This is a genomic window from Ferribacterium limneticum, assembly GCF_020510585.1.
Taxonomy (GTDB): Bacteria; Pseudomonadota; Gammaproteobacteria; order Burkholderiales; family Rhodocyclaceae; genus Azonexus.
In genome coordinates, this window is the sequence record NZ_CP075190.1 from 3,823,765 (window position 1) to 3,847,132 (window position 23,368).

Below are 23,368 nucleotides of genomic sequence, written 5' to 3' on the forward strand. Positions count from 1 at the left end.
CGCTCCATGAAAAAACCCGCTTCGGCGGGTTTTTTCATGGGCCAGAACATTTCAATTTTGGGCGTTTTTCCCGGTTGACCGTGGGATTCCGGCTACGCTCAGGCCGACAGGTAGTTGGCGATCCGCACGTAATCTTCGACCGAAACATCCTCCGGGCGCAGCGTCGGCGCTATGCCGAGTTCGGCGAATCCGGCGTCACTGAGCATGCCTTTCATCGTATTGCGCAGCATCTTGCGGCGTTGCGAGAAGGCGGTCAGGACGACCTGCGACAGCTTTTCCTGACTTTTGGCATTGAGTTCCGAAACCGGCTTGGGGATCAGGCGAACCACGGCTGACTGTACCTTGGGCGGTGGGTCGAAGCTTTCCGGCGGCACATCGATCAGCCATTCCAGATAAAAACGGTATTGCAGCATGACCGACATGCGGCCGAAATCGGCGTTGCCCGGCTCGGCCACCATACGCTCGACGACTTCCTTCTGCAGCATGAAATGCATGTCGTGAAGAACGTCGACGTAGTCGGCGAGGTGGAAAAGCAGCGGCGTCGAGATGTTGTAGGGCAGGTTGCCGACCAGCCGCAGGTTCTTGCCAATGCTGGCGAAGTCGAAGGCCAGCGCGTCGCCTTCGTGGATGGTCATGCGTTCCGGCGTGTGCTGTTTTTTCAGACGGGCGATCAGGTCACGGTCGATTTCGACGACATGCAGGTGATCGACACGCTGCATCAGCGGCTCGGTAATCGCCCCCAGACCGGGTCCGATTTCGACAACGAGGTCGTCGCGCTTCGGGTTGATCGCCGAGACGATGGCGTTGATGACGCCGTGATCGACCAGAAAGTTCTGGCCGAAGCGTTTGCGGGCGACGTGACCCTTCATGATTGTTTCCTTGTTGCCATGCGTGCTGCTTCAGCCACCGCTTCGAACAGGCTGCCCGGATCGGCCTTGCCGGTGCCGGCCAGTTCGAGCGCCGTGCCGTGGTCGACCGAGGTGCGGATGATGGGCAGGCCGAGCGTGACGTTGATGCCTTTGCCGAAAGTGGCGTATTTGAGCGCGGTCAGCCCCTGGTCGTGATACATGGCGAGCACGGCGTCGCCCTGGGCGAGGATGGGCGGCGTGAACATCGTGTCGGCCGGATAGGGACCGGCGAGTTGCATGCCTTCGGCACGCAGTTTTTCGAGCACGGGCGTGATGACTTCGATTTCTTCCATGCCGAGATAACCGCCCTCGCCGGCATGCGGGTTGAGGCCGGCGACGAGGATGCGCGGCGCGGCCAAACCGTACTTGCCACGCAGGTCGGCGTGCAGAATGCGCAGTGTTTTTTCCAGAACATCGGCGGTTATCGCCGCCGAGACGTCCTTGAGCGGTAAATGCGTGGTAGCCAGCGCGACGCGCAGCGGACCGCGCTCGGTATCGCCGGCCAGCATCATGACAACGAGCGGGGTGGCGGTCTTGTCGGCAAGATATTCGGTGTGGCCGGTGAAATGCACGCCGGCGTCGTTGATGACGCCTTTATGGACCGGCGCCGTCGCCATCGCGGCGAACTCGCCGGATTGGCAACCAGCCAGCGCACGGTCGAGCAGCGCCAGGACGTAGGGGCCGTTGGCGGGATTGAGCTGGCCGGCCTGCGCGGGCACGGCGAGCGGAATATGCACGACGTCGAGAATCCCGCGGTCAACCGGATTTTTCGGGCAAAAATCACGAAAGGTGACGTTCAGACCAAGTTGCGCCGCCCGCGCTTCAAGCAGATTGCGGTCGCCGAGAATGACCGGCTGCGCATCGCCTGCATAGCCGGCCAGACGCAGGCAGAGCTCCGGACCGATGCCGGCCGGCTCGCCGCTGGTCACGGCTATGACCGGCAACATCACTTTTCTTCGAGTCGGTTTTCGACGTAGGCGCGGTCGCGTAGCTGGCGCAGCCAGTCCTGATAAGCTTCATCGAGCTTGCGCTCGCGCAGGGCCTGACGGGCAACGCCGCGCTGGCGTTCAGCCGAGACATCGCGCTCACGGCGTTCCTGGACCTGGATCAGGTGCATGCCGAACGGCGACTGGACGACCGGGCTGAGTTCGTTGATTTTCAGGGAATCCATCGCCCGCTCGAATTCCGGCACCGTATCGCCCGGATTGAGCCAGCCGAGATCGCCCCCCTTGGCGGCCGAACCGTCCTGCGAGTTGAGTCGGGCCTGCTCGGCAAAATCGACGCCATTGACGATGCGTTCACGAATGGTTTCCAGCTTGCGCCGCGCTTCAGCTTCGGAGACCACTTCGTTGATGCGGATCAGGATGTGGCGGGCATGGGTCTGTTGCACCGAGGCTGGGGCACTGCCGCCGCGTTTGTTGAGCAGCTTGACGATGTGGAAGCCAGCCGACGAACGCAACAACTCGCTGACCTGACCGGACTGTAGCCGGCCGGCCGCTTCGGCGTACAAGGCCGGCAGGCGATCGAGCGCCCGCCAGCCGAGGTCGCCGCCTTGCAAGGCATCCGGCGCATCGGAAAAAGCAGCGGTCAACTGGGCGAAGTTTTCGCCGGCCTGCGCCCGCTTGAGGGCCTGCTCGCCGCGCAGACGCAGTTTTTGCAGTTGTTCGGGACTGGCCGATTCCGGTGCGCGCAACAGGATGTGGGCCAGTTGATACTCCTCGCCGCTGCTGCCAGCGGCTGTCTGGTTGGCCAGATAGTTGTCGATTTCGCCGTCGGAAATAACCAGTTTGCTTTCCACTTCGCGTTCGCGCAGGCGAACAGTCACTATCTCGTTGCGGATTTCCTCGCGGAACTGTGCGTACTGCACACCGTCCTTTTCCAGCGCAGCGCGGAACTGCGGCAACGTCATCTTGTTGCCGGCAGCAATGCGGCCAATCGCCTGCTCGAGCTGATTGTCGTCAACCTTCATGCCTGAATCGCGGGCATATTGCAGCTGGACGCGCTCCATGATCAGGCGCTCGAGCATCTGCCGTTCCAGCACATCCTGCGGCGGCAGCGGCGTTCCCTGCTTCTGCAACTGCTTGAGCGCGGCGGCGAGACGGGTCCGCAACTCGACATAGGTGACAACCTCGTCGCCGACAACGGCGACGATGCGGTCGGCTTCGATGGGCTCCTCCGGCGCGGCGGACACGGGATGCGCCAGCAGGCCGCCGAGGCAGCAGATGAGGACAAGCAGGGTGCGAATAAGTGTGGTCATGGTCTTCATGGGGAGGTGAGCAGGCTGCTGCTATTGGGCAACTCGTTGATCTTGCCGTAGCCCGGAATGCTGCGCCGGAGCAGGCCTATCGGATTGGTGCCGATACTACCGAAATCGTTGAGTTCTAGCTGGAAAAACAGCGTGTCGTTAGGCGCGCCGGAAATCGCCGCCAGGCGCTGGCCGACGACGCGAACGGCCCAGCAGCCGGCGTTGTACTCTACGCCGGCAATCGACTCAAGGGTCTTCTTGTCACGCAAGGAGTAGTTATAGCGGCCGACGGCGTACCACTTCGCGGAGATCGGCCACTGGCCGGCGACGTCGATCTGGTCGACGGTCGAATCATTGGTCAGCTGATTGCGCGTATAGCGATAACTGGCCGACAGCACCTTGCCGAGTTCCGGCTGGAAACGAACGCCGGCCGAGAAACGTTCGCTGACGTTGTCGCGGTAGTTGTACTCCCAGGCCACATCGGTATAGGTTTTCGGCGCAACCAGACCGTTGACCGCAGCGACCAGATTGGAGAAGTCGGAAGAGCGAACGGTTTCGCCGGTGATGGCGACGCGCTGCGGCTTGAAATAGTGACGCTGGCCAAGCATGGCCTTGAAACGCTCGACGCCGGTTTCGCCGTCGAGCAGGCGCGTCGTGACGGCGGCGGTCAGCTGGTTGGCGTCGTTGATCCGGTCGTAGCCGCTGTAACGGTTCTCGGAAAAAATCTGGGCGAAGTTGAAGTCGGACAGCGCCGTATCGAAGAGCGGAATCTGGCTCTGGTCGTTGTACGGAATATTGACGTAGTAGAGGCGCGGCTCGAGCGTCTGGATGTAGCCGTTGCCAAACCAGTCACCCTCGCGCTCGAATATCACCGTCGAATCGAGCGTGAAGGTTGGCAGAACGCGGTTGAAGCTGCTCTCCTGACCGACGACCTGATTGCTCAGCCCGTAGTGGCTCATGTGCAGGCCGACCTTGGGCGTGATCTGGAAGGCCGGATGCACGAAGGGCATTGAGACCTGCGGATAGAAGACGAGGCGGTCGCCCTGGATCTTGGTGCTATCGACATGGGTAAAGCGCGAGAACTGGCCGATCATGCTGAGGTCGGTGTGCAGCACATTCGGCCGGTAGCCGGTGATGTTGAGCTGCGGCTCGAGAAAGTACGGGCGGGTGATGGGCACCGTCGGGTCAAGCTGCAGGGTCTGGTAACGCAGGACCTGCATGCTGCTCTGCAGCCAGGGCGACGGCGCATAGCTCAGCGAGACCTGCTTGGGCAACTGGGTCAAGGAGGTCTGCAACAGGCGCGATGACATGTCCTGCCAGTAGAAGTCGTCGGAAACGCCGTTCCAGTTGATGGCCGCCGTCACCCCGCGGCCAAGATTGTGCACGTGCTCGATCCGGTAGCCGTAGCGCTGGCGATTCTGCGATTCGTCGTTCGGCAGATATTCGGCCCGGGTCGTGCCCTGGAAATTGTGGTCGAGGTAGCGTGCCTCGATCCCCAGTTGCGTGCCGCGCTTGCTCATGTAGCGAGGGAACAGCGTCAGATCGTAGTTCGGCGCGATGTTCCAGTAATACGGCAGGGTGAAATCGAGGCCACTGCGCGTCGAAGTCGAAAAATGCGGGTGCAGCAGGCCGGAGCGGCGCTGGCCGTTCAACGAAAACGAGGCGATCGGTGAATAGAAGAGCGGCACACCGCCAAACCACAGCGAGGCATGCTTGGCCGTGCCTTCATTGTTGTCGTAGTCGAGATGCGTTTCGGCAGTTTGCAGATACCAGTCATCCTGCCCCGGCTTGCACGTCGAAAAGGTATTCGAGAAGAAGGTGAACTGGTTCTCACCCTCGAAATCGACGCGTTCCGCCCGGCCGTTCGCTTCCGTCGGACGCTGCGGCGGCGACTGCGTCGGCAGGCCGTAGCTGTTCGCCACGTTGAGCATCATCGGCGCGCCAGAGGTATTGGCATTGCTGCCGGCGACCGTGATGACAGTCGGCGTCGAGCTGTAGAAACGGCTCGGGGTTTCCTTGAGAATGCGGTAGCGCACATCCTCGGCCGAGCCGATCTGCTCATCGAGTTTCATCTTCAGATGCGGCGTATCGATCTCGGCACCGTCCTGCAGGACCCGCACCGAGCCAAAGGCTTCGATCTCATCGTCAAGCATGCGATAAGTCAGACGGTCGGCGAGAATCAGCGACCCCGTCTTGCGCAGTTCGACATTGCCCTCGGCCACCGTCAGCTCTTCAGCCTGGCCTTCGATCTGTTCGGCGCTGACGAAGAGCGGGAAATCGTCATCTTTCTTCAGCACGGCCGGAAATTCGATACCGACCACGACCGGCGTCGACGCCTGTCGCTTCTTGCCCTGCACATTGAAGCGGCGTTCCTGGCGGAGGCGCAGCGGCACATCGGCAGCCGCCAGCAGCATGACTTCGGGCGACTCCTCCGGCGCCTCGGCCATCGAGCCGACGCCCGAAAGCTGCAGGCGCAGCGCGTCGTCGGCGGCATGGCTGGCCTGCGCCCCGACAAACAGGCAGCAGACAAAAACAGCAAGCGGACGGCGGGCAAAACCGGGCATCAAGGCAATCTATGGAAGTCCGGGACCGGAACGGCCGATGCCCGAGTGTTAAAATCGCGCCATTTTACAACGAAGCGAACCCTAGCCGCTTATGGAACCCATGCCGCGCGATCAACTTGTTAAAGACTGGGTTGCCAGTCGCTTTCCCGAGCAGTCCGTCCACATCACGCCGGCCTCGGCCGATGCCAGCTTTCGCCGCTATTTCCGGCTGACCTGGCCGGACGGCCAGACGCGCATTCTGATGGACGCGCCACCGGAAAAAGAAGACTGCAAACCCTTCATCCACGTCGCCGGCCTGCTTGCCAAGGCTGATCTCGCCGCGCCGCGCATCCTCGACAAGGATCTCGACAACGGTTTCTTGGTCCTTACCGACCTTGGCCGCATTGGCTACCTCGAAGCCCTGAACGCCGACCTCAGCCTGGCCGATATGCTGATGCGCCCGGTCCTCGACGTGCTGGTCAAATGGCAATGTTCCTCGACCGCCGCCACCCTGCCGCCCTACGATGCCACCCTGTTGCGCCGCGAGCTCGATCTTTTCCCGGAATGGTTCATCGGCCGCCACCTCGGCGTCGAACTGGACGACAGCGAAAAGTCCATGCTCGACCGGACCTTCAAGTTCCTGATCAACAGCGCGCTGAACCAGCCCAAGGTTTTCGTGCACCGCGACTTCATGCCGCGCAACCTCATGGTCGTCGAAAGCGCCGAGCGCCTGACGCCGGGGATCATCGACTTCCAGGACGCGGTTTACGGCCCGATTACCTACGACGTCGTCTCGCTCTTCCGCGACGCCTTCATTTCCTGGGAAGAAGAGCAGGAAATCGACTGGGTCGTCCGCTACTGGGAAAAAGCCCGCGCCGCCGGCCTGCCGGTACGCGAGGATTTCGGCGCCTTCTGGCGCGACTACGAACTGATGGGCCTTCAGCGCCACCTCAAGGTGCTCGGCATATTCTGCCGCCTCAAATACCGCGACGGCAAGGAAAAATACAGCGAAGACCTGCCCCGCTTCATGAACTACGCCCGCAAAACGGCCCACCGCTACGTCCAGCTCAAGCCGCTGCTCAACCTGCTCGACAAGCTGGAAGGCAACACCGAGCAGATCGGCTACCGGCGCTGAATGAAAGCCTTCATCCTCGCCGCCGGCCGCGGCGAACGCATGCGGCCGCTCACCGACCACACGCCCAAGCCACTCCTCGTGGCCGGCGGCAAGCCGCTCATCGTCTGGCATCTCGAGCGACTGGCGGCGGCGGGGTTCAGGGAAATCGTCATCAACCACGCCCACCTCGGTTCGCTCATTGAGCAGACGCTGGGCGATGGTGCGCAGTGGGGCCTGCATATTCAATATTCGCCCGAGCCGCCGGGCGCGCTGGAAACCGCCGGCGGCATCGCCACCGCCTTGCCGCTGCTCGGCAACGAGCCGTTTTTGGTGGTCAATGGCGATGTTTATTGCGATTTCGATTTTGGCCGTTTTTCCCGGTTGACCGTGGAAGGCTGGCAACCGGCCGCCCATCTGGTCATGGTCGCCAATCCGGCGCATCACACCGGCGGCGACTTCAGTCTGAACGGCGAACGCGTCGTTTACGCCAATGGTGAGCAAACCTTCACCTACGCCGGCATCGGCGTTTTTTCGCCAGCCTTCTTCGCCGACGTGCAACCCCGCACGATCATGAAACTCCGCCCGCTGCTCGACGCAGCCATTGCCGCCGGCACGCTGACCGGGGAACGCTTTACCGGCCGCTGGGTCGATGTAGGAACACCGCAACGCCTTGCTGAACTGGATCAGGAACTCAAAAACGCATGAGCCACGCCCACTTTCTCGCCCGCCGCAAGCGCCTGCTCAAAACCATCGGCGACGGTGTCGCCATCGTGCCGACGGCGCCGGAAGTCATCCGCAACCGCGACGCCCACCATCTTTACCGTTTCGACAGCTACTTCTGGTACCTGACCGGCTTCCCGGAACCGGAAGCGGTGGTTGTACTGATCGGCGGCAAGAGGCCGAAATCCATCCTCTTCTGCCGCGAAAAGCATGAAGAGCGCGAAATCTGGGACGGCTACCGCTACGGCCCCAAGGCCGCCAAGGTTGCCTTCGGTTTCGATGCGGCCTATCCCATCGAGCAGCTCGACAAGAAACTGGCCGAATTCCTTGTCGACCGCGACACGCTGTGGCACGCCATTGGCCACGACGCCGAGTGGGACGCCCGCATCGCCAAGGCGCTCAACGAAGTCCGTGCCCAGACCCGGGCCGGCAAACGGGCGCCGCGCGCCATTCACGACCTGCGGGTCGAACTCGACAACATGCGCCTGGTCAAGGACAGCGCCGAAGCCGGCATCCAGCAGCGCTCGGCGGACATTGCCTCTTCCGGCCACGCCCGCGCCATGCACTCCTGCCACCCCGGCATGGCCGAGTACGAACTCGAAGCCGAGCTGACCTACGAATTCCGCAAGCGCGGCGCCGATGCCCACGCCTACACGCCCATCGTCGCCGGCGGCGCCAACGCCTGCGTGCTGCACTACGTCAGCAACGACAAGGTGCTCAACGACAACACGCTGGTCCTCATCGACGCCGGCTGCGAAGTCGACGGCTACGCCGCCGACATCACCCGAACCTTCCCGGTCAATGGCCGTTTCAATGCGGCACAGAAGGATGTTTACGAAATCGTCCTCGCCGCCCAGGCCGCCGCCATCGCAGCTACCGCCCCCCGCCGCCATTTCATGGAAGGCCACGACGCCGCCGTGCGCGTCCTGACCCAAGGGATGATCGACCTCAAGCTGCTGACCGGCGACCTCGACAACCTGATCGAAAAAGGCGACTACAAGCGTTTCTACATGCACCGAACCGGCCACTGGCTCGGCCTCGACGTACATGACGCCGGCGAATACAAGGTTGGTGATGAATGGGCCAGACTCGTACCCGGCATGACGCTGACCGTCGAACCCGGCCTCTACATCCGTCCCGGCGCCGACATCCCGCCGGCGCTGGCCGGCATCGGCATCCGCATCGAAGATGACGTGCGGGTTACCGAAGCCGGTTGCGACGTCTTCACGACGGCGCCGAAAACGGTCGCCGAGATCGAGGAAGTCATGCGCCATGACTGAGCCTGTCGTCGAAAACGTTGACATCCTGATCATCGGCGCCGGCCCGGTCGGCATGACATTGCACCTCGCGCTCGCCGCCGGCGGCCAGAAATCACTGCTGATTGACCGTCGACCGCTGCAAGACCAGCAAAGCGACCCGCGCGCCCTGGCCCTGTCGCACGGCGCCCGCCAGTTGCTCGAACAGATCAACAGTTGGCCGACGCGCGCCGCGACGCCGATCGAAACCATCCACGTCTCGCAAAAAGACGGTTTCGGCCGAACGCTGATCGACCGCGCCGACTACGACCTGCCCGCGCTCGGCTACGTCGTCCGCTATCGCGATCTGACCGGTGCACTGGCCGCCAATCTCACCGCCGACGCCGTGCTGTCAGAAGCCGAAATCCTCGACATCACACCAGGCGAGGAACACGTCACCGTCGCGCTGCGCCACGCCGGCCAGTTGCGCACGATCCAGACCAAGCTGCTGGTCCACGCCGAAGGCACACCAAGCGACGACCCGGCCGTCAAGGTGAGCGACTACGCCCAGCACGCCGTGATCTGCGAAGTCACCCCAACGCCCGGCCACGGCAAGCGCGCCTGGGAACGCTTCACCCCCGACGGCCCGCTCGCCCTGCTGCCGCTTGGCGACGAATACTCCATCGTCTTCACCCTGCCACCAGCCAAGGCCGATGCGGTAATGGCCATGGACGACGCTGCCTTCACGGCCGCCCTGCAACAACAGTTCGGCCAGCGCATGCGCTTCGCCAAACCCGGCCCGCGCAGCCGCTTCCCACTCGCCCTGCGCCTGCGCGACACCCTGGTCAAGGACAACGAAGTGTGGATCGGCAACACGGCGCAGACCCTGCACCCGGTCTCCGGCCAGGGCTTCAACCTCGGCATCCGCGACGCCTGGCAGCTATCTGAAATTTTGCTCAAAAACGGCGTTGACCGTAGCAATCTGGCCACCTACGCCACCAGCCGCCGCCTCGACCGCCGCGGTAGCGCCTTCTTCACCGACCAGATCGTCCGCACCTTCTCCAACGACTTCGGCCCGCTCAAACTGGCCCGCGGCCTCGGCCTGCTCGCCCTCGACATCTGCCCGCCGGCCCGCCACTTCGTCGCCAAGCGCATGATCTGGGGCGCCCGCGCCTGGCCTTGATCCAGCCTAAAGGCGGATATGCCGGGCATCGGTTACAGTGCCGCTCCGCCCATCCGCCCACCGCCGCATGAAAAAAAGCACCGCCTGGTTCCTCGCCTGCCGCCCGAAGACGCTGTCCGTCTCACTCTCGCCGGTGCTCGTCGGGACGGCCATCGCCTGGCACGACAGCGCCACGCTGCTCTGGCTACCGCTGCTCGCCGCTGCGTTCGGCGCCGCCTTCATCCAGATCGGCACCAATCTGTTCAATGACGTCGGTGATTTCCTGCGCGGTACCGATACGCCGGACCGCCTCGGCCCCAAACGCGCCACCGCTGAAGGCTGGCTGACGCCGGGCAAGGTCAAGGCCGGCGCCTGGCTCAGCTTCGCCCTGGCCTTCCTGTGCGGCATCTATCTGGTCGCCCACGGCGGCTGGCCCATCGTCGCCATCGGCCTCGCCTCGCTGGCCGCCGGCTGGGCCTATACCGGCGGCCCGAAACCGATCGCCTACGGCCCGCTCGGCGAAGTGTTCGTCTTCATTTTCTTCGGCCTGGTCGCCGTCGGCGGCAGCTACTACCTGCAAACCTTGGGGCTGACGTCCACCACATTGCTCGCCGCGGCGCTGGTCGGCCTCCACGCTGCCGCCGTGATCACCGTCAACAATTACCGCGACCTCGACGGCGACGCCCAAAGCGGCAAGCACACGCTCGCCGTCCGCCTTGGCCGGCCCCTCACGCGCCGCCTCTATGCCGCCGAAATGCTCGCGCCCTATGCCTTGCTGCCGCTGCTCGCCGGCCTCGGCTGGCCGTGCGCCCTGCCGCTGCTGTCGCTGCCGCTCGCCGTCAAACTGATCCGCCGCTTCCACCACGAAGCCCCCGGCCCGGTGTTCAACAACATCCTCGCGGCTACCGCCGGGCTGCAACTTATTTTTGCTTTGCTGTTAACCCTGAGCTTCACAATTTGACTATTTTTTAGGCGCCGACTCAGGTAAAATCCCCGGCTTCCCGAGATTCACCAGAGCCCTCGTACGCCCATGGATTTTGCCGGTTTCCAGCTTCGAAATAATTTGTTTGTTGCTCCCATGGCTGGCGTGACGGATCGTCCTTTCCGCCAGTTGTGCAAGAAAATGGGCGCCGGGCTGGCTGTCTCCGAAATGGTCACCTCGAACTCGCTGCTTTACGGCAGCGCCAAGACATTGCGCCGGGCCAATCACGAGGGCGAAGTGGCACCGATCTCCGTGCAGATCGCCGGAGCCGATCCGAAGATGATGGCCGAAGCGGCCAAACACAACGTCGACAACGGCGCCCAGATCATCGACATCAACATGGGTTGCCCGGCCAAGAAGGTCTGCAACGTCATGGCCGGCTCGGCCCTGATGCAGGACGAAGAGCAGGTCGGCCGCATTCTCGATGCCGTCGTTGCCGCCGTCCCGAACACCCCGGTGACCCTTAAATTCCGCACCGGCTGGAACATCGCCAACAAGAACGCGCCGACCATCGCCCGCATCGCCGAATCAGCCGGCATCCGTGCTGTCGCCATCCATGGCCGGACGCGTTGCCAGCAATACACCGGCGAAGCCGAGTACGACACCATCGCCCTGGTCAAAACGCTGATCCGCATTCCGGTCATCGCCAACGGTGATATCACGACGCCGGAAAAGGCCAAGCACGTCCTCGATGTCACCGGCGCCGACGGCATCATGATCGGCCGCGCCGCCCAGGGCCGCCCCTGGCTGTTCCGCGAGATCGAACACTATCTGAAAACCGGCGAGCACCTGCCGCCGGCCAGGGTCACCGAGATCCACGGCATCCTGCTTGCCCATCTCGAAGACCTCTACGCTTTCTACGGCCCGGAAACGGGGTTCAAGGTCGCCCGCAAGCACATCTCCTGGTACACCAAGGGGTTGGTCGGGTCGGCGGCCTTCCGTAAGGAAATGAACGTCCTGCCCAGCATCGAACAACAGATGCAGGCAGTGAACGAGTTTTTCATCCGCCAGGCGGAAGAAAACGATATTTTAAAATATGACAAAGAGGAGGCGTTGGCAGCATGAGCCAACATGATTTGGGGAAGTGCGTCATCAATGCACTTGAGCAGTATTTCCGCGACCTGGATGGGGAAAAACCGGGCGCGATCTATGACATGGTTTTAAAGAGCGTCGAAAAACCGATGCTCGAAGTGGTGCTTGCCAAGGCCGGCACCAACCAGACGCTGGCGGCGGAGATGCTCGGCATCAACCGCAACACCCTGCGCAAGAAACTCACCGAACACCAACTACTGTAATCACCATGACCATCAAGCAAGCACTGATTTCCGTTTCCGACAAAACCGGCGTTCTTGAATTCGCCCAGGGCCTTGCCGCCCAAGGTGTCAAGCTGCTGTCCACCGGCGGCACCGCCAAGATGCTGCGCGATGCCGGCCTCGCCGTCACCGAAATCGGCGACTACACCGGATTCCCGGAAATGCTTGACGGTCGCGTCAAGACCCTGCACCCGAAGGTACACGGCGGCATCCTGGCCCGCCGCGACTTGCCGGAACACCTGGCGACCATCGAAGCGCACGGCATCCCGACCATTGATCTGGTCTGCGTCAATCTCTACCCCTTCGCCGCAACCATCGCCAAGGCTGGCGTGACGCTGGAAGACGCCATCGAGAACATCGACATCGGCGGTCCGGCCATGGTCCGCTCGTCGGCAAAGAACTACGCTGGCGTCGCCATCGTCACCGATCCGGAAGACTACGCCCCGTTGCTCGCCGAAATGAAAGCCAACGCTGGCGCCTTGCAACTGGCGACTCGTTTCGGCCTGGCCAAGAAGGCCTTCACGCACACCGCCCGTTACGACAGCATGATCGCCAACTGGCTAACCGGTCTCGACGAAGGCGCCGAAGCCAAGCCGGCCGAAGCCGCGCCGATCCCGGCCATTTTCCCGGCCAAGCTGCAACTGGCGTTCGACCGCGTCGAAACCCTGCGCTATGGTGAGAACTCGCACCAAAGCGCCGCCTTCTACCGCGAAACCAACCCGGTCGCCGGCAGCATCGCCGCCTACACCCAGCTGCAGGGCAAGGAACTGTCCTACAACAACATCGCCGACTCCGATGCTGCCTGGGAATGCGTCAAGTCCTTCGACGCCCCGGCCTGCGTCATCGTCAAGCACGCCAATCCGTGCGGCGTGGCCATCGACGGCACGCTGCTCGGCGCCTATGAAAAGTCCTTCAAGACCGACTCGACCTCGGCCTTCGGCGGCATCATCGCCTTCAACGGCGAAGTCGGCATCGATGTCGTCAACGCCATGAACGATCGCAAGCACTTCGTCGAAGTCCTGATCGCCCCGTCCTTCACCGCTGAAGCGAAGGCCGCGCTGGCCGGCAAGACCAACCTGCGCGTCCTCGTCGTGCCGATTTCCCGCGAACTCAATGCGCTCGAATACAAGCGCGTCGGCGGCGGCCTACTCGTCCAGACCCCGGACAACTTCACGGCCCAGGCATCCGGCCTGAAGATCGTCACCAAGGTTCAGCCGACTGCCCAGCAGATCGAAGACCTGCTCTTCGCCGAACGCGTCGCCAAGTTCGTCAAGTCCAACGCCATCGTCTTCTGCGGCAACGGCATGACGCTCGGCGTCGGCGCCGGCCAGATGAGCCGTGTCGATTCGACCAAGATCGCCAGCATCAAGGCCCAGCACGCCGGCCTCGACCTCAATGGTTCGGTCGTCGCGTCGGATGCCTTCTTCCCGTTCCGTGACGGTGTTGACGTGCTGGCTGCGGCCGGTGCCAAGGCGGTGATCCAGCCGGGCGGCTCGATGCGCGACGAGGAAGTGATCGCCGCCGCCGACGAGCATGGCTTGGCAATGGTGTTCACGGGCGCTCGTCACTTCCGCCACTAATAAAACAAAACAGAGATCAGTCATGAAACTACTGGTAATCGGTTCCGGCGGCCGCGAGCATGCCATGGCCTGGCGCCTGGCGCAGACCCCAGGCATGCAGAAGGTGTTCGTTGCCCCCGGCAATGCCGGCACGGCGCGCGAGCATGAGCTGGAAAACATCAACATCACCGACCCGGAGGCCCTGGCTGATTTCGTCGAGCAGAACAAGGTTCACCTCACCGTCGTCGGCCCGGAAGCGCCGCTCGCCGCTGGCGTCGTTAATATCTTCCGCGCCCGTGGCCTGAAGATTTTTGGCCCGACCAAGGAAGCCGCGCAGCTTGAATCCTCCAAGGATTTCGCCAAGCGTTTCATGGCTCGCCACAACATTCCGACGGCTGGTTTTGAGACTTTTTCCGAGTCGACCGCAGCACACGCCTACATCGACAAGCAGGGCGCGCCGATTGTCATCAAGGCCGACGGCCTGGCGGCCGGCAAGGGCGTCGTTGTTGCGATGAGCCTTACCGAAGCCCACGCCGCCATCGACGACATGCTGTCCGGCAACAAGCTCGGCGACGCCGGCGCCCGCGTCGTCATCGAGGACTTCCTCGATGGCGAGGAAGCCAGCTTCATCGTCATGGTCGACGGCAAGAACGTCCTCGCCCTGGCTTCCAGCCAGGACCACAAGCGCATCGGCGATGGCGACACCGGCCCGAACACCGGCGGCATGGGCGCCTACTCGCCCGCGCCCTGCGTCACCCCGGAAATCCACGCCCGGGCAATGCGCGAAATCATCCTGCCGACCGTGCGCGGCATGGCGGCCGACGGCATCCCGTTTACCGGCTTCCTCTACGCCGGCCTGATGATCGGCAAGGACGGCTCGCTCAAGACACTCGAATTCAACTGCCGCATGGGCGACCCGGAAACCCAGCCTATCCTGATGCGTCTGAAGTCCGACTTCGTCGATCTGCTCGAACACGGTATCGACGGCACGCTCGATCAGGTCGAAGCCGAGTGGGATCGCCGCATTGCCCTGGGCGTCGTGCTCGCCGCGGCCAACTACCCGGACACCCCGAAGAAGGGCGACATCATTCAAGGCCTGCCGGCTGGCAACAGTTTCGGCGACGACGCTCACGTCTTCCATGCCGGCACCGCTGAGCAGGATGGCAAGGTCGTCACCAACGGTGGCCGCGTGTTGTGCGTCACGGCGCTTGGCGAAAACGTCAAACTGGCGCAGAAACGGGCCTACGAGGCCGCCGTGCAGATCAGTTGGGATGGCATGCAGTTCCGCAAGGACATCGGCTACCGGGCCATCTCCCGCTAAGGACTCCGGGCGATGATGCCGTGGTTCGGCAGCAGTCTGAAAATGCGGATTGCCGTCGTATCGGTTCTGCTGTTTCTGGCCGGCATCAGCCTGATTACCTTCTTCGCCACCCGCATCCTGCATGACGACATGCAGGAGGTGCTGTCCAAGCAGCAACTGACCACGGTCAATTACATTGCCCGGGACATCGACGCCAAGGTCACACTACGGCTGGAAAGCCTGAAGCGGGTCGCGCTGAACATGCCGGAAGCCCTGTTCAGCAACCCACCGGCCATGCAGACGTGGCTGGAAGACCGCAAGGCCATCCACACCCTGTTTCCGACCGGGCTGATGGTCGTACCGCCGGATGGCGGGCCAACCATCGGCGATGCCCCGCGCCTGAAAACCCGGCCAAAATCCTTTGTCGACCGTGACTGGTTCATCGGTGCCAAAGCCACCGGGCAGCCCTTTATCAGCCAACCCCTGATCGCCCGAGCGACCGGAGAACCGGCATTGGTCGTCGCCATTCCCGTTTTCAACAGCCAACAAAAACTGCTCGGCATTCTCGCCGGCGTAACCCCGCTCGCCGCCCCCGGTTTTCTTGACCTGATTCTCGGCACCAGCCCCGGCAAAGATGGCAGCTATCAGCTCATCGCTCCGCAGCATCACCTCGTTGTGCTCGCCTCGGAGGTCAATCGAGCCGTAACGCCGATGCCTGATATCGGCGATGACCCGATACTCGATGCTGCGGTCAACGGCCAGCGCGGCATCAAAATCATTCGCAATGCAGCCAAACAAGACGAACTGGTCGCCACCACCGAAGTACCGTGCACCAGTTGGCTGCTGGTCGCCAGACAACCGACGGATGAGGCCTTCGAACCGGTCTCAAACGCGCTGCGCAACACGCTGCTGATCACCGCCCTGCTTTCGTTGCCGAGCATCATCGTCCTGCTCGCCGTGCTTAATCGACTACTCAAGCCAATCGCGCAGCTCGCCCGCGAACTGCACGAAATGGCGGAAGGCAAACGTCCAATGCAACCGGTGGCGACCCATACCGCCGACGAAGTGGCCGACGTCGCGCATAGCTTCAATCGCCTGCAAGATCGCTTGCAGGATCAGGAGCAACGTCTCGCCAAAATGGCCCACCATGACATGCTGACCGGCCTGCCCAATCGCCGGCTGATCGACGAGCGCCTGGAAAACGAACTGCACCGGATCCAGCGCAACCACTTGGGCCTGGCCCTGCTTTTCCTTGACCTCGATGGCTTCAAGCCGGTCAACGACAAACATGGTCATGGCATCGGCGACCGTGTGCTGGGCGAAATTGCCCGCCGCCTGCAGGCCGCCGTTCGCGACGTGGATACCGTCGCCCGCCTCGGCGGCGATGAATTCCTGATCCTGCTCACCGATACCGAAAAGCCGCAGAAAGCCGCCGAGCGGGTTGCCCAGAAATGCATCGATGCGCTTTCCGAGACCGTAGGTATCAACGATCTGCAAATTAATGTCGGCGTTTCCATCGGCATTGCCACCTGCAGCACAGAACAGGCCGCGACGACAACCGTCAAACAGCTGATCAGCCAGGCCGACAGCGCGATGTACCGGGCCAAGGCGGCAGGCCGAAACCGTTACGAGCTGCAGTCACCGACAAACCCACCAACAGACTCCTGAAAACACAAAAATGAGCATCGACACCACCCAGCTGAAAACCTATTTCACCGGCCTGCAAGCCGGCATCGTTGCCGAGCTTGAAGCCTTCGACGGCCAGCCTTTCCGCACCGACTCATGGGAGCGCCCGGAAGGCGGCGGCGGCATTTCGCGGCTGATCGAGGAAGGCAGTTTCTTCGAACGCGGCGGCGTCAATTTTTCGCACGTCACCGGCCAGTCGCTGCCCGCTTCGGCCACCGCCGTCCGCCCGCAACTGGCCGGCCGCGCCTGGGAGGCGATGGGCGTTTCGCTCGTTTTGCATCCGCGCAATCCGTATTGCCCGACGGCGCACATGAATGTGCGCTGCTTCGTCGCCCGCAAGGAAGGCGAAGAGGATGTATGGTGGTTCGGCGGCGGCATGGATATGACGCCTTACTACGGCCAACAAGAGGATGTGGTCCATTTTCACCAGACCTGCAAGGATGCCCTGGCGCCGTTCGGCGACGAGGTCTATCCGAAATACAAGAAGTGGTGCGACGAGTATTTTTTTCTCAAGCACCGCAACGAGCCGCGCGGTGTCGGCGGCGTGTTTTTCGACGACCTCAACGAAGGCAGTTTTGAGCGCTGTTTTGAACTAACCCGGTCAGTCGGCAACGCTTTCACCAAGGCCTACTTGCCGGTGCTGGCCAAGCGTCGCGATGTGCCTTACGGCGAGCGCGAGCGCGACTTCCAGGCTTATCGGCGCGGACGTTACGTCGAGTTCAATCTGGTCTGGGACCGCGGCACGCTGTTCGGTCTGCAATCGGGCGGCCGCACCGAGTCGATCCTGATGTCGATGCCGCCGATCGTGAAGTGGCGCTACGACTGGCAACCGGAAGCCGGCACGCCGGAAGCCGAACTCTATGAAGTCTTTCTCAAGCCCCAAGACTGGGCTGTTTAGGATCGAGGATCTAGTGGATAGCTACCAGCCCCTCGATCCTACTAATAACTAACGCGCGTCGAGCAGCGCGCTGGCCCGATAGTGTTTGTTGGCCTCTTCGGCCCGTTCCAGCAGGTCGAACAGCCGGGCCAGTTCGAGGTGGCCCTGCTGCGACGGTTCAACCGACAGCGAGGCCTCCAGATAACTTTGCGCCTTGCCCCACAGCCGCTGGCGGATGCACATGCGGCCCAACGCCTTGAGCAGGCGGGCGTCGTCCGGGTGCTGGCGTAACCAGCCCTCGGCCTTGGCGATGCGGGCGGTCTGCTCGCTGTTGGTCAGGCGGCCGTAGATGGCCACCAGCTCGGGTTGCCACTCTTCGTCCTGGGCAGCATCGAGCACCGATTCGATCAGCTTCTGTGCCTCGCCCTCGCCGCCCAGCGCGACCAAGGCGCGCGCAGCGGCAAGGACGACGCGCCGACCACGCTCGTCTTCCGGCACCGACCTCAAATAGGTGGTCAGTTTTCCCTGATCGGCCACCCGCTTGGCGATGTTGCCAAGGTGAGCCTGCGTGCGGATTTCGCGGACGACTTCGACTGGCAGCGCGTCGCGCTTGACCAGTTGACGGGCCAGCTTGAGCACGCCGTCCCAGTCGCCGACGCCCTGACGGGCGCGCAACTCGAGGCGCAGCGCGGCGATGTGGCGACCCTGCTTGCCTTGCAATTTTTCGAGGGCGGCCAATGCCTCGTCGAAACGACGGGCCTCGTTGGCCATTTCGGCATCGAGCATCAGCGTCGCCGCCTCGGTGCGCGGGTCGTCGGTCTTGGCGTGTTCCAGCCAGTATTGCTGCTTTTCCGGCTCGCGCATGCGCTGGGCGGCGCGGGCGGCGATCAGGGCCGAGAGGCCGGGGGCGGTACCCGCACCGTGCGCTTCTGTTGCCTTCTTCAACGCCTGGCCGAAACGGCCTTCGAAGAGCAGACGGACGGCGTCCTGAAAGACCAGCCCGGCACTTTCGCGCTGGCGCTGGGCGCGGTATTCGCGCACACGCTTCGGCAGGCCGAAGGTCACCGCCAGCGCCCGCGTTCCGGCGTAGAGCACGAAGAACAGGGCGAGCAACGCGATGATGAAGAGATTGAGCGAAACCTCGGCGCGCCACGGCGGAAAAACCAGCAGTACGTAGCCGTCGTTGTAGCGGGCGCCGAGCGCGACGGCGACGGCCAGCCCGCACAGGGCGATAATCCAGAACAGCCCTCTCACCGCTTTTCCTTGCCCGGACGCAGGCTACGCAAGGCGGCCTGGCTATCGTTCAAAGTCGGCAGCTCGACGTTGATTTCGCTTGTCGTCATCTGGCGCAACGTGGTCTGCGCCGTCTGCACAGCCTTGTCGTTGGCCTCGAAATGGCGGGTCAGCATGTCCTGGGCGACCTTGAGCTCGTTGCGGTAGGTCGATTGATCGCGCGAGAACAGGGCGAGTCGGGCATTGAGCAGGCGCAACTTGAGGTTTTCACGCAGCAGGTAGCCCTGACCGGGCGCCAGCAGCGCCACATCCTCGCGGTCGAAGCGCTGGATGCGAACCAGTCCCTTCATTTCCTGCCAAACTGCGCCGCCGGTGCGCTGCCACCAGTTTTTCGACTCGGCCGCCATTTCATTTTCGGCCTTTTTTTCCGGTCGACCGTAGGAACCCAGCGGCAGCTTGTCGACGCCGACCAGCACCTGTTCCAGACGCAGGCTGATGCCCGGCATATCGACGAAAGGCAGAGCGTTGAGGCGGGCCAGATCCTTGGCCAGCGCCTTGCGCAGCGGCAGGTGAGCCGGACGGTCGAGGCGGGCCAGCTGGGCATCGGCCGTCTGCAGCGCAAGCACGGCGACCGGCACGTTACCGGCCAGTTGCAGTTGTTGCCCGGCGAGCACGATGGCCTGTTCGACTTCAATCAGGGCAAGTTCTTCGCGGCTGCGCGCAATGTCCTGATACAGGGCCTGCAGGGTCGTGGACTGGGCCTGAAATTCGGCGATCTTGCCATCGACGGCGCCGAGGCGGGCCTGCAACGCATCGATCTGTTCGCGCGACAGTTTCTGGGCGCCACGGTCTTCCTTGTTGCCGGTGTCGAACTCGGCCAGTTTCTGGCTAACCTGCTGCTGGACATCGACCAGCCGCTGGCGGGTTTCGAACCATTGCCAGCCAGCCAGCGCCAGCGCGGCTATCGCCACAAACAGCCACGGGCTGGTCCGCTTGGCGCGCGGCGCCGGGAGGTAAGTCATCGTTGATGGGGAGGGATTTTCGTTTTCGGGCATCATGCCGGCCAATTATAAGCAACTAAGCCGGCGAGAATGCCGGCGTCGGCTGCTTCGGTGAGGAGAATGTTGCTTAAACCCAAAGCCCGGGCGTTTTCCGCGATGCGGGCGTGGGGGACGAAGAGCGGCGTCTTTTGCAGGAAGGCGCGGCCATCGGCGTCGAGCAGGTCGACCAGATAGCGCAGGCCTTCGCTGCTCGATACGGTCAGCGCATCGAGGCGGCCGGCCCGCCATGCTGCCATGAGCGGTGCCACGCCGATGGATGGCCCGGAACGGCGGTAGCAGGTGATGCAATCGACCGTCGCACCGCGTTCGCGCAGCGTGTCTGCGAGCAGTTCACGACCGCCGTCGCCGCGGAAGATGGCGATGCGCTTGCCCTTGACGCGCTCGGCAGCGAGCTCAGGCAATTCGAGCAGGGCTTCGGAATCGAAACGCTCGGTCGGCGCGATGCAGCCACGAATGCCACGCTCGGCCAGCAGCTTCACGGTGCCCTGGCCAACCGCTGCGGGGATCAGGGATTCTGGCCAGGCTTGCTGCTCTAGTAAAACTGGCAAAGCATGGTCGGCCGCATTCGGGCTGATGAACACAACGAGGGCATAGTCGGCCAATCGGGCAGCGGCTTCGGCCAGCGGCTGCGGATCGGTGGCCAGCGAAATTTCAAGTAGCGGAAAAATCAGCGGCGTGCCGCCAGCGGCAACGATCGCCTCGGCCAGCGGCGCTGCCTGCGCCTGCGGCCGGGTGACGACGATGGTTCGGCCGGCGAGCGGGCCGCAGACGATCATTTGCAGTGCGCTAGTTTCTCGAGGATCGCGTCGGCGCCCTTGGCGCGCAGTTCGGCCGCCAGTTGCAGGCCGAGCGCTTCGTCGTCAGCCGGATTGCCGCGCAGTTCGGCGCTGACCACTTCCTTGCCATCAGCCGTCGCAACGAAACCGCGCAGCCAGAGTTGGCCGTTTTCAATGATAGCGTAGCCACCGAGCGGCACCTGACAGCTACCGCCGAGGGCGCGCGAGAAGGCGCGTTCGGCCTTGACGCAGTGGGCCGTTTCCGGATCGTTGAGAGGGGCGACAACGTCAGCCATGTCAGCCGCGCCATCGATCAGTTCAATGCCCAAGGCGCCCTGGCCGGGGGCCGGCAGCGACTGTTCGGCGGTCAACACCGATTTGATGCGATTTTCCATGCCGAGGCGGATCAGGCCGGCGGCAGCCAGGATGATCGCGTCGTATTCGCCGGCATCGAGTTTCTTGAGGCGGGTGTCGAGGTTGCCGCGCAGACTCTTGATGATGAGCTGCGGATATTTGGCGCGCAGGATGGATTCGCGGCGCAGGCTCGAGGTGCCGACAATGGCGCCGGCCGGCAGATCATCCAGCTCGAGGTACTTGTTCGAAACGAAGGCGTCGCGAGGATTTTCGCGGGCCGAGATGGCGGCCAGCACGAAACCTTCCGGCATCACCATCGGCACGTCCTTCATCGAATGGACGGCGAGGTGGGCCTTGCCTTCCTGCATGGCAACTTCGAGTTCCTTGATGAACAGCCCCTTGCCGCCGATTTCGGCGAGCGGCCGGTCGAGAATCTGATCACCCTTGGTGGTCATGCCGAGAATGACAACTTCGCTCCCCGGATTTAAACTCGATAAGCGATCTCTAACGTGCACCGCCTGCCACATGGCCAGACGGGATTCGCGGGAGGCAATGACAATCTTCGAAGGACGGGACATGAGCAGGCAATGGGCAGGGCTTTTGGGAGGGCTGATTCTAGCATGGCTGGCCGCACCATCCTTGGGCGCGACCGACCTGCCGGCCGCCATCGACCTGCGTGCCGAGTCAGCACAGGCAGCCAAGGCTGGCGGCCCGCTGATCGTCATCTACAGCCGCCAGGGCTGCAAATACTGTGAGGCGGTCAAACGCGACTACCTCAAGCCGCTCGCCGCCAATCCGCGCTACCGTGATCGCGTGCTCATCCGGCAGATCAATCAGGACGGCGAAACGCAGGCGCTGACCGACTTCAAGGGCGGCACCACGACACACGCCCGCGTCGCCAGCGCCGAGAAAGTCAAGCTTGTACCGGTCGTCGCCTTTTATGGCCCGGATGGCCGCCAGTTGGCCAACCCCATCGTCGGCGCCCGGCTGCCCGATTTTTACCAGAGCTATCTCGAAGATGCAGTCGAGCTATCGGCGCGCGCCCTGAAAAAGCCATGAGCGAAGCCATCAAGCCCCCGGAGCAGCGTCCGGAACACCCGGATTTCTGGTGCAAGCGCTTCGGCGAAGGCGTCACGCCGTGGGACGCCGGCAAGGTGCCCGCGGCCTTTGCCGACTTCATCGCCCGCCAGCCGGGGCCGCTCGATACCCTGATCCCGGGCTGCGGCAGCGCCTGGGAAGCTGCCCATCTGGCCGAACTCGGCTGGCCGGTCACCGCGCTGGACTTCTCGCCAGTCGCCATCGAGACGGCGCGAAACATGCTGGGCAATGCGCCAGTTGATTTGGTCTGCGCCGACTTTTTCACCTTCGCCCCGGCCCGGCCGGTCGAACTGATCTACGAACGTGCCTTCCTCTGCGCCCTGCCGCGCAAGCTATGGGCCGACTGGGGCCGGCGCGTTGCCGAACTGCTGCCGGCGGGCGGCCGGCTGGCCGGCTTTTTCTTCCTCTGCGACCAGCCGAAAGGCCCGCCTTTCGGCATTCTGCCTGAGCAACTCGATGAACTTCTGGGCGCCTATTTCGATCGTATCGAAGATGCGCCGGTCAGCGATTCGATCATGGTTTTCGCCGGCCGCGAACGCTGGCAGGTCTGGCAGCGGCGCCAATTTCTCACGCCGTGTTTCCGGCCCCGAGCTCGCTAACTTACAATTTGTTTCAGGTCGCCACGTCATCCCGGCGATGATTCACCGCGTTATACAGCCACACCCCAACGAGGAACACACACCATGAAACGTATCCTGATGGCGATGGCCATGACCATCGCCGCCGCCACCCTCAGCGCCCCCGCCTCCGCCCAGGTTTCAATCAATATCGGCCAGCCGGGCTTCTACGGCCGCCTCGACATCGGCGGTTTCCCGCCCCCGCCCCTGCTCTTTCCCGAGCCGATGATGATCCATCGCGTGCCGGTCGGCCGCCCGCCGCTCTATCTGCGCGTACCCCCGGGCCACGCCCGGGACTGGCGCCGGCATTGCCGTCACTATGGCGCCTGCGGTGAGCGCGTCTATTTCGTGCAGGACAACTGGTACCGGCACGAATACGCCCCACGCTACCAGGAACGCCATATCCACCGTGACCACGGCCGTGACGGCTACCGCGATGACTATCGCCGCCATGAGCGACGCGACCACCGGGACGATCATCGCGGCGATGACCGCGGACGTGGCCGCGGCGACGACCATGGTCGCGGGCACGGCCGCGATCACTAGCCGGATCTGATGGCGCATGGCCGGCCGACAGGCCATGCA

The 23,368-nt window shown here is 63.2% G+C and carries 22 protein-coding genes; 14 read left to right on the top strand and 8 right to left on the bottom strand.

Going from position 1 to position 23,368, the window contains the following annotated elements; translation table 11 throughout:
- Positions 1-98 precede the first annotated feature (98 nt).
- From rsmA to KI613_RS18300, 4 genes are read right to left on the bottom strand one after another with little or no spacing between them, the layout of a single operon-like run.
- Complete coding sequence (rsmA, locus tag KI613_RS18285; protein ID WP_226402100.1) at positions 99-869, bottom strand: 16S rRNA (adenine(1518)-N(6)/adenine(1519)-N(6))-dimethyltransferase RsmA; 771 nt, start codon at positions 867-869, stop codon at positions 99-101.
- The gene (gene pdxA / locus KI613_RS18290) at positions 866-1,855 is read right to left on the bottom strand and encodes a 4-hydroxythreonine-4-phosphate dehydrogenase PdxA (RefSeq protein ID WP_226402102.1); all 990 of its coding nucleotides are present in this window, start codon (positions 1,853-1,855) and stop codon (positions 866-868) included. The genes rsmA and pdxA overlap by 4 nt, the downstream gene beginning before the upstream one ends.
- Positions 1,855-3,174 (bottom strand): peptidylprolyl isomerase, encoded by a 1,320-nt coding sequence (locus KI613_RS18295; protein ID WP_226402104.1) that lies wholly within the window; start codon positions 3,172-3,174, stop codon positions 1,855-1,857. The genes pdxA and KI613_RS18295 overlap by 1 nt, the downstream gene beginning before the upstream one ends.
- The gene (locus KI613_RS18300; RefSeq protein WP_226402106.1) at positions 3,171-5,717 is read right to left on the bottom strand and encodes an LPS-assembly protein LptD; all 2,547 of its coding nucleotides are present in this window, start codon (positions 5,715-5,717) and stop codon (positions 3,171-3,173) included. Before KI613_RS18300 ends, KI613_RS18295 begins: the two co-directional genes overlap by 4 nt.
- A gap of 100 nt (positions 5,718-5,817) precedes the next feature.
- Between KI613_RS18300 and KI613_RS18305 the strand changes: the two genes are divergently transcribed.
- The 11 genes from KI613_RS18305 (at position 5,818) to hemF (ending at position 17,665) form a co-directional block, all read left to right on the top strand.
- Positions 5,818-6,831 carry an aminoglycoside phosphotransferase family protein gene (locus KI613_RS18305; RefSeq protein ID WP_226402108.1) on the top strand — a complete coding sequence of 338 codons (1,014 nt, stop codon included), beginning with the start codon at positions 5,818-5,820 and terminating at the stop codon, positions 6,829-6,831.
- On the top strand, positions 6,832-7,515 hold the full coding sequence (gene murU / locus KI613_RS18310; protein ID WP_226402110.1) for an N-acetylmuramate alpha-1-phosphate uridylyltransferase MurU: 684 nt from the start codon (positions 6,832-6,834) through the stop codon (positions 7,513-7,515).
- Positions 7,512-8,810: an aminopeptidase P N-terminal domain-containing protein gene (locus KI613_RS18315; RefSeq protein ID WP_226402121.1), complete on the top strand. Its 1,299-nt coding sequence runs from the start codon at positions 7,512-7,514 to the stop codon at positions 8,808-8,810. The genes murU and KI613_RS18315 overlap by 4 nt, the downstream gene beginning before the upstream one ends.
- Positions 8,803-9,948, top strand: coding sequence for an FAD-dependent monooxygenase (locus tag KI613_RS18320; RefSeq protein WP_226402123.1), 1,146 nt, complete (start codon positions 8,803-8,805; stop codon positions 9,946-9,948). The genes KI613_RS18315 and KI613_RS18320 overlap by 8 nt, the downstream gene beginning before the upstream one ends.
- Before the next feature lie 67 nt (positions 9,949-10,015).
- Positions 10,016-10,888 carry a 1,4-dihydroxy-2-naphthoate polyprenyltransferase gene (locus tag KI613_RS18325; RefSeq protein WP_226402125.1) on the top strand — a complete coding sequence of 291 codons (873 nt, stop codon included), beginning with the start codon at positions 10,016-10,018 and terminating at the stop codon, positions 10,886-10,888.
- 69 nt (positions 10,889-10,957) lie between these two features.
- Positions 10,958-11,974: a tRNA dihydrouridine synthase DusB gene (gene dusB, locus KI613_RS18330; protein WP_226402127.1), complete on the top strand. Its 1,017-nt coding sequence runs from the start codon at positions 10,958-10,960 to the stop codon at positions 11,972-11,974.
- Positions 11,971-12,204, top strand: coding sequence for a Fis family transcriptional regulator (locus KI613_RS18335; RefSeq protein ID WP_226402129.1), 234 nt, complete (start codon positions 11,971-11,973; stop codon positions 12,202-12,204). The genes dusB and KI613_RS18335 overlap by 4 nt, the downstream gene beginning before the upstream one ends.
- 5 nt (positions 12,205-12,209) lie before the next feature.
- Positions 12,210-13,802: a bifunctional phosphoribosylaminoimidazolecarboxamide formyltransferase/IMP cyclohydrolase gene (gene purH / locus KI613_RS18340; RefSeq protein ID WP_226402131.1), complete on the top strand. Its 1,593-nt coding sequence runs from the start codon at positions 12,210-12,212 to the stop codon at positions 13,800-13,802.
- Between the two features lie 22 nt (positions 13,803-13,824).
- Positions 13,825-15,102, top strand: a complete 1,278-nt coding sequence (gene purD / locus KI613_RS18345; protein WP_226402133.1) for a phosphoribosylamine--glycine ligase — start codon at positions 13,825-13,827, stop codon at positions 15,100-15,102.
- Between the two features lie 12 nt (positions 15,103-15,114).
- Positions 15,115-16,749: a sensor domain-containing diguanylate cyclase gene (locus tag KI613_RS18350; protein ID WP_226402144.1), complete on the top strand. Its 1,635-nt coding sequence runs from the start codon at positions 15,115-15,117 to the stop codon at positions 16,747-16,749.
- A 10-nt stretch (positions 16,750-16,759) separates the two neighbouring features.
- Positions 16,760-17,665 (top strand): oxygen-dependent coproporphyrinogen oxidase, encoded by a 906-nt coding sequence (hemF, locus tag KI613_RS18355; protein WP_226402177.1) that lies wholly within the window; start codon positions 16,760-16,762, stop codon positions 17,663-17,665.
- A 48-nt stretch (positions 17,666-17,713) separates the two neighbouring features.
- Here hemF and KI613_RS18360 read toward each other — a convergent pair whose 3' ends face one another.
- Genes KI613_RS18360 through hemC form a run of 4 tightly spaced genes read right to left on the bottom strand, consistent with a single transcriptional unit; the run spans position 17,714 to position 21,646 of the window.
- A complete protein-coding gene (locus KI613_RS18360; RefSeq protein WP_226402179.1) occupies positions 17,714-18,898 on the bottom strand; it encodes a heme biosynthesis protein HemY in 1,185 nt (394 codons plus the stop codon).
- A complete protein-coding gene (locus KI613_RS18365) occupies positions 18,895-19,899 on the bottom strand; it encodes a uroporphyrinogen-III C-methyltransferase (protein WP_226402181.1) in 1,005 nt (334 codons plus the stop codon). Before KI613_RS18365 ends, KI613_RS18360 begins: the two co-directional genes overlap by 4 nt.
- A gap of 32 nt (positions 19,900-19,931) precedes the next feature.
- Positions 19,932-20,714, bottom strand: a complete 783-nt coding sequence (locus tag KI613_RS18370; RefSeq protein WP_226402183.1) for a uroporphyrinogen-III synthase — start codon at positions 20,712-20,714, stop codon at positions 19,932-19,934.
- Entirely contained in the window at positions 20,711-21,646 is a 936-nt protein-coding gene (gene hemC / locus KI613_RS18375; RefSeq protein ID WP_226402185.1) for a hydroxymethylbilane synthase, read from the bottom strand. The genes KI613_RS18370 and hemC overlap by 4 nt, the downstream gene beginning before the upstream one ends.
- On the opposite strand from hemC, the gene KI613_RS18380 reads away from it, so the two are divergent.
- The 3 genes from KI613_RS18380 (at position 21,645) to KI613_RS18390 (ending at position 23,329) form a co-directional block, all read left to right on the top strand.
- Complete coding sequence (locus KI613_RS18380; RefSeq protein WP_226402187.1) at positions 21,645-22,127, top strand: SoxW family protein; 483 nt, start codon at positions 21,645-21,647, stop codon at positions 22,125-22,127. The two genes, hemC and KI613_RS18380, sit on opposite strands and share 2 nt — an antisense overlap.
- Entirely contained in the window at positions 22,124-22,765 is a 642-nt protein-coding gene (locus KI613_RS18385; RefSeq protein WP_226402189.1) for a methyltransferase domain-containing protein, read from the top strand. Before KI613_RS18380 ends, KI613_RS18385 begins: the two co-directional genes overlap by 4 nt.
- An 84-nt stretch (positions 22,766-22,849) precedes the next feature.
- Positions 22,850-23,329, top strand: a complete 480-nt coding sequence (locus KI613_RS18390; protein WP_226402191.1) for a hypothetical protein — start codon at positions 22,850-22,852, stop codon at positions 23,327-23,329.
- Positions 23,330-23,368: the final 39 nt, after the last annotated feature.

Bases quoted from the DNA above. Each gene is read 5' to 3' on its own strand.
- pdxA (WP_226402102.1), bottom strand. From the start codon at position 1,855: ATGTTGCCGGTCATAGCCGTGACCAGCGGCGAGCCGGCCGGCATCGGT.
- KI613_RS18305 (WP_226402108.1), top strand. From the start codon at position 5,818: ATGCCGCGCGATCAACTTGTTAAAGACTGGGTTGCCAGTCGCTTTCCC.
- purH (WP_226402131.1), top strand. From the start codon at position 12,210: ATGACCATCAAGCAAGCACTGATTTCCGTTTCCGACAAAACCGGCGTT.
- KI613_RS18370 (WP_226402183.1), bottom strand. From the start codon at position 20,714: ATGATCGTCTGCGGCCCGCTCGCCGGCCGAACCATCGTCGTCACCCGG.
- dusB (WP_226402127.1), top strand. From the start codon at position 10,958: ATGGATTTTGCCGGTTTCCAGCTTCGAAATAATTTGTTTGTTGCTCCC.
- rsmA (WP_226402100.1), bottom strand. From the start codon at position 869: ATGAAGGGTCACGTCGCCCGCAAACGCTTCGGCCAGAACTTTCTGGTC.
- KI613_RS18365 (WP_226402181.1), bottom strand. From the start codon at position 19,899: ATGACTTACCTCCCGGCGCCGCGCGCCAAGCGGACCAGCCCGTGGCTG.
- KI613_RS18390 (WP_226402191.1), top strand. From the start codon at position 22,850: ATGAAACGTATCCTGATGGCGATGGCCATGACCATCGCCGCCGCCACC.
- murU (WP_226402110.1), top strand. From the start codon at position 6,832: ATGAAAGCCTTCATCCTCGCCGCCGGCCGCGGCGAACGCATGCGGCCG.
- KI613_RS18335 (WP_226402129.1), top strand. From the start codon at position 11,971: ATGAGCCAACATGATTTGGGGAAGTGCGTCATCAATGCACTTGAGCAG.
- hemF (WP_226402177.1), top strand. From the start codon at position 16,760: ATGAGCATCGACACCACCCAGCTGAAAACCTATTTCACCGGCCTGCAA.
- KI613_RS18380 (WP_226402187.1), top strand. From the start codon at position 21,645: ATGAGCAGGCAATGGGCAGGGCTTTTGGGAGGGCTGATTCTAGCATGG.
- KI613_RS18385 (WP_226402189.1), top strand. From the start codon at position 22,124: ATGAGCGAAGCCATCAAGCCCCCGGAGCAGCGTCCGGAACACCCGGAT.
- KI613_RS18320 (WP_226402123.1), top strand. From the start codon at position 8,803: ATGACTGAGCCTGTCGTCGAAAACGTTGACATCCTGATCATCGGCGCC.
- KI613_RS18350 (WP_226402144.1), top strand. From the start codon at position 15,115: ATGATGCCGTGGTTCGGCAGCAGTCTGAAAATGCGGATTGCCGTCGTA.
- purD (WP_226402133.1), top strand. From the start codon at position 13,825: ATGAAACTACTGGTAATCGGTTCCGGCGGCCGCGAGCATGCCATGGCC.
- hemC (WP_226402185.1), bottom strand. From the start codon at position 21,646: ATGTCCCGTCCTTCGAAGATTGTCATTGCCTCCCGCGAATCCCGTCTG.
- KI613_RS18315 (WP_226402121.1), top strand. From the start codon at position 7,512: ATGAGCCACGCCCACTTTCTCGCCCGCCGCAAGCGCCTGCTCAAAACC.
- KI613_RS18300 (WP_226402106.1), bottom strand. From the start codon at position 5,717: ATGCCCGGTTTTGCCCGCCGTCCGCTTGCTGTTTTTGTCTGCTGCCTG.
- KI613_RS18325 (WP_226402125.1), top strand. From the start codon at position 10,016: ATGAAAAAAAGCACCGCCTGGTTCCTCGCCTGCCGCCCGAAGACGCTG.
- KI613_RS18295 (WP_226402104.1), bottom strand. From the start codon at position 3,174: ATGAAGACCATGACCACACTTATTCGCACCCTGCTTGTCCTCATCTGC.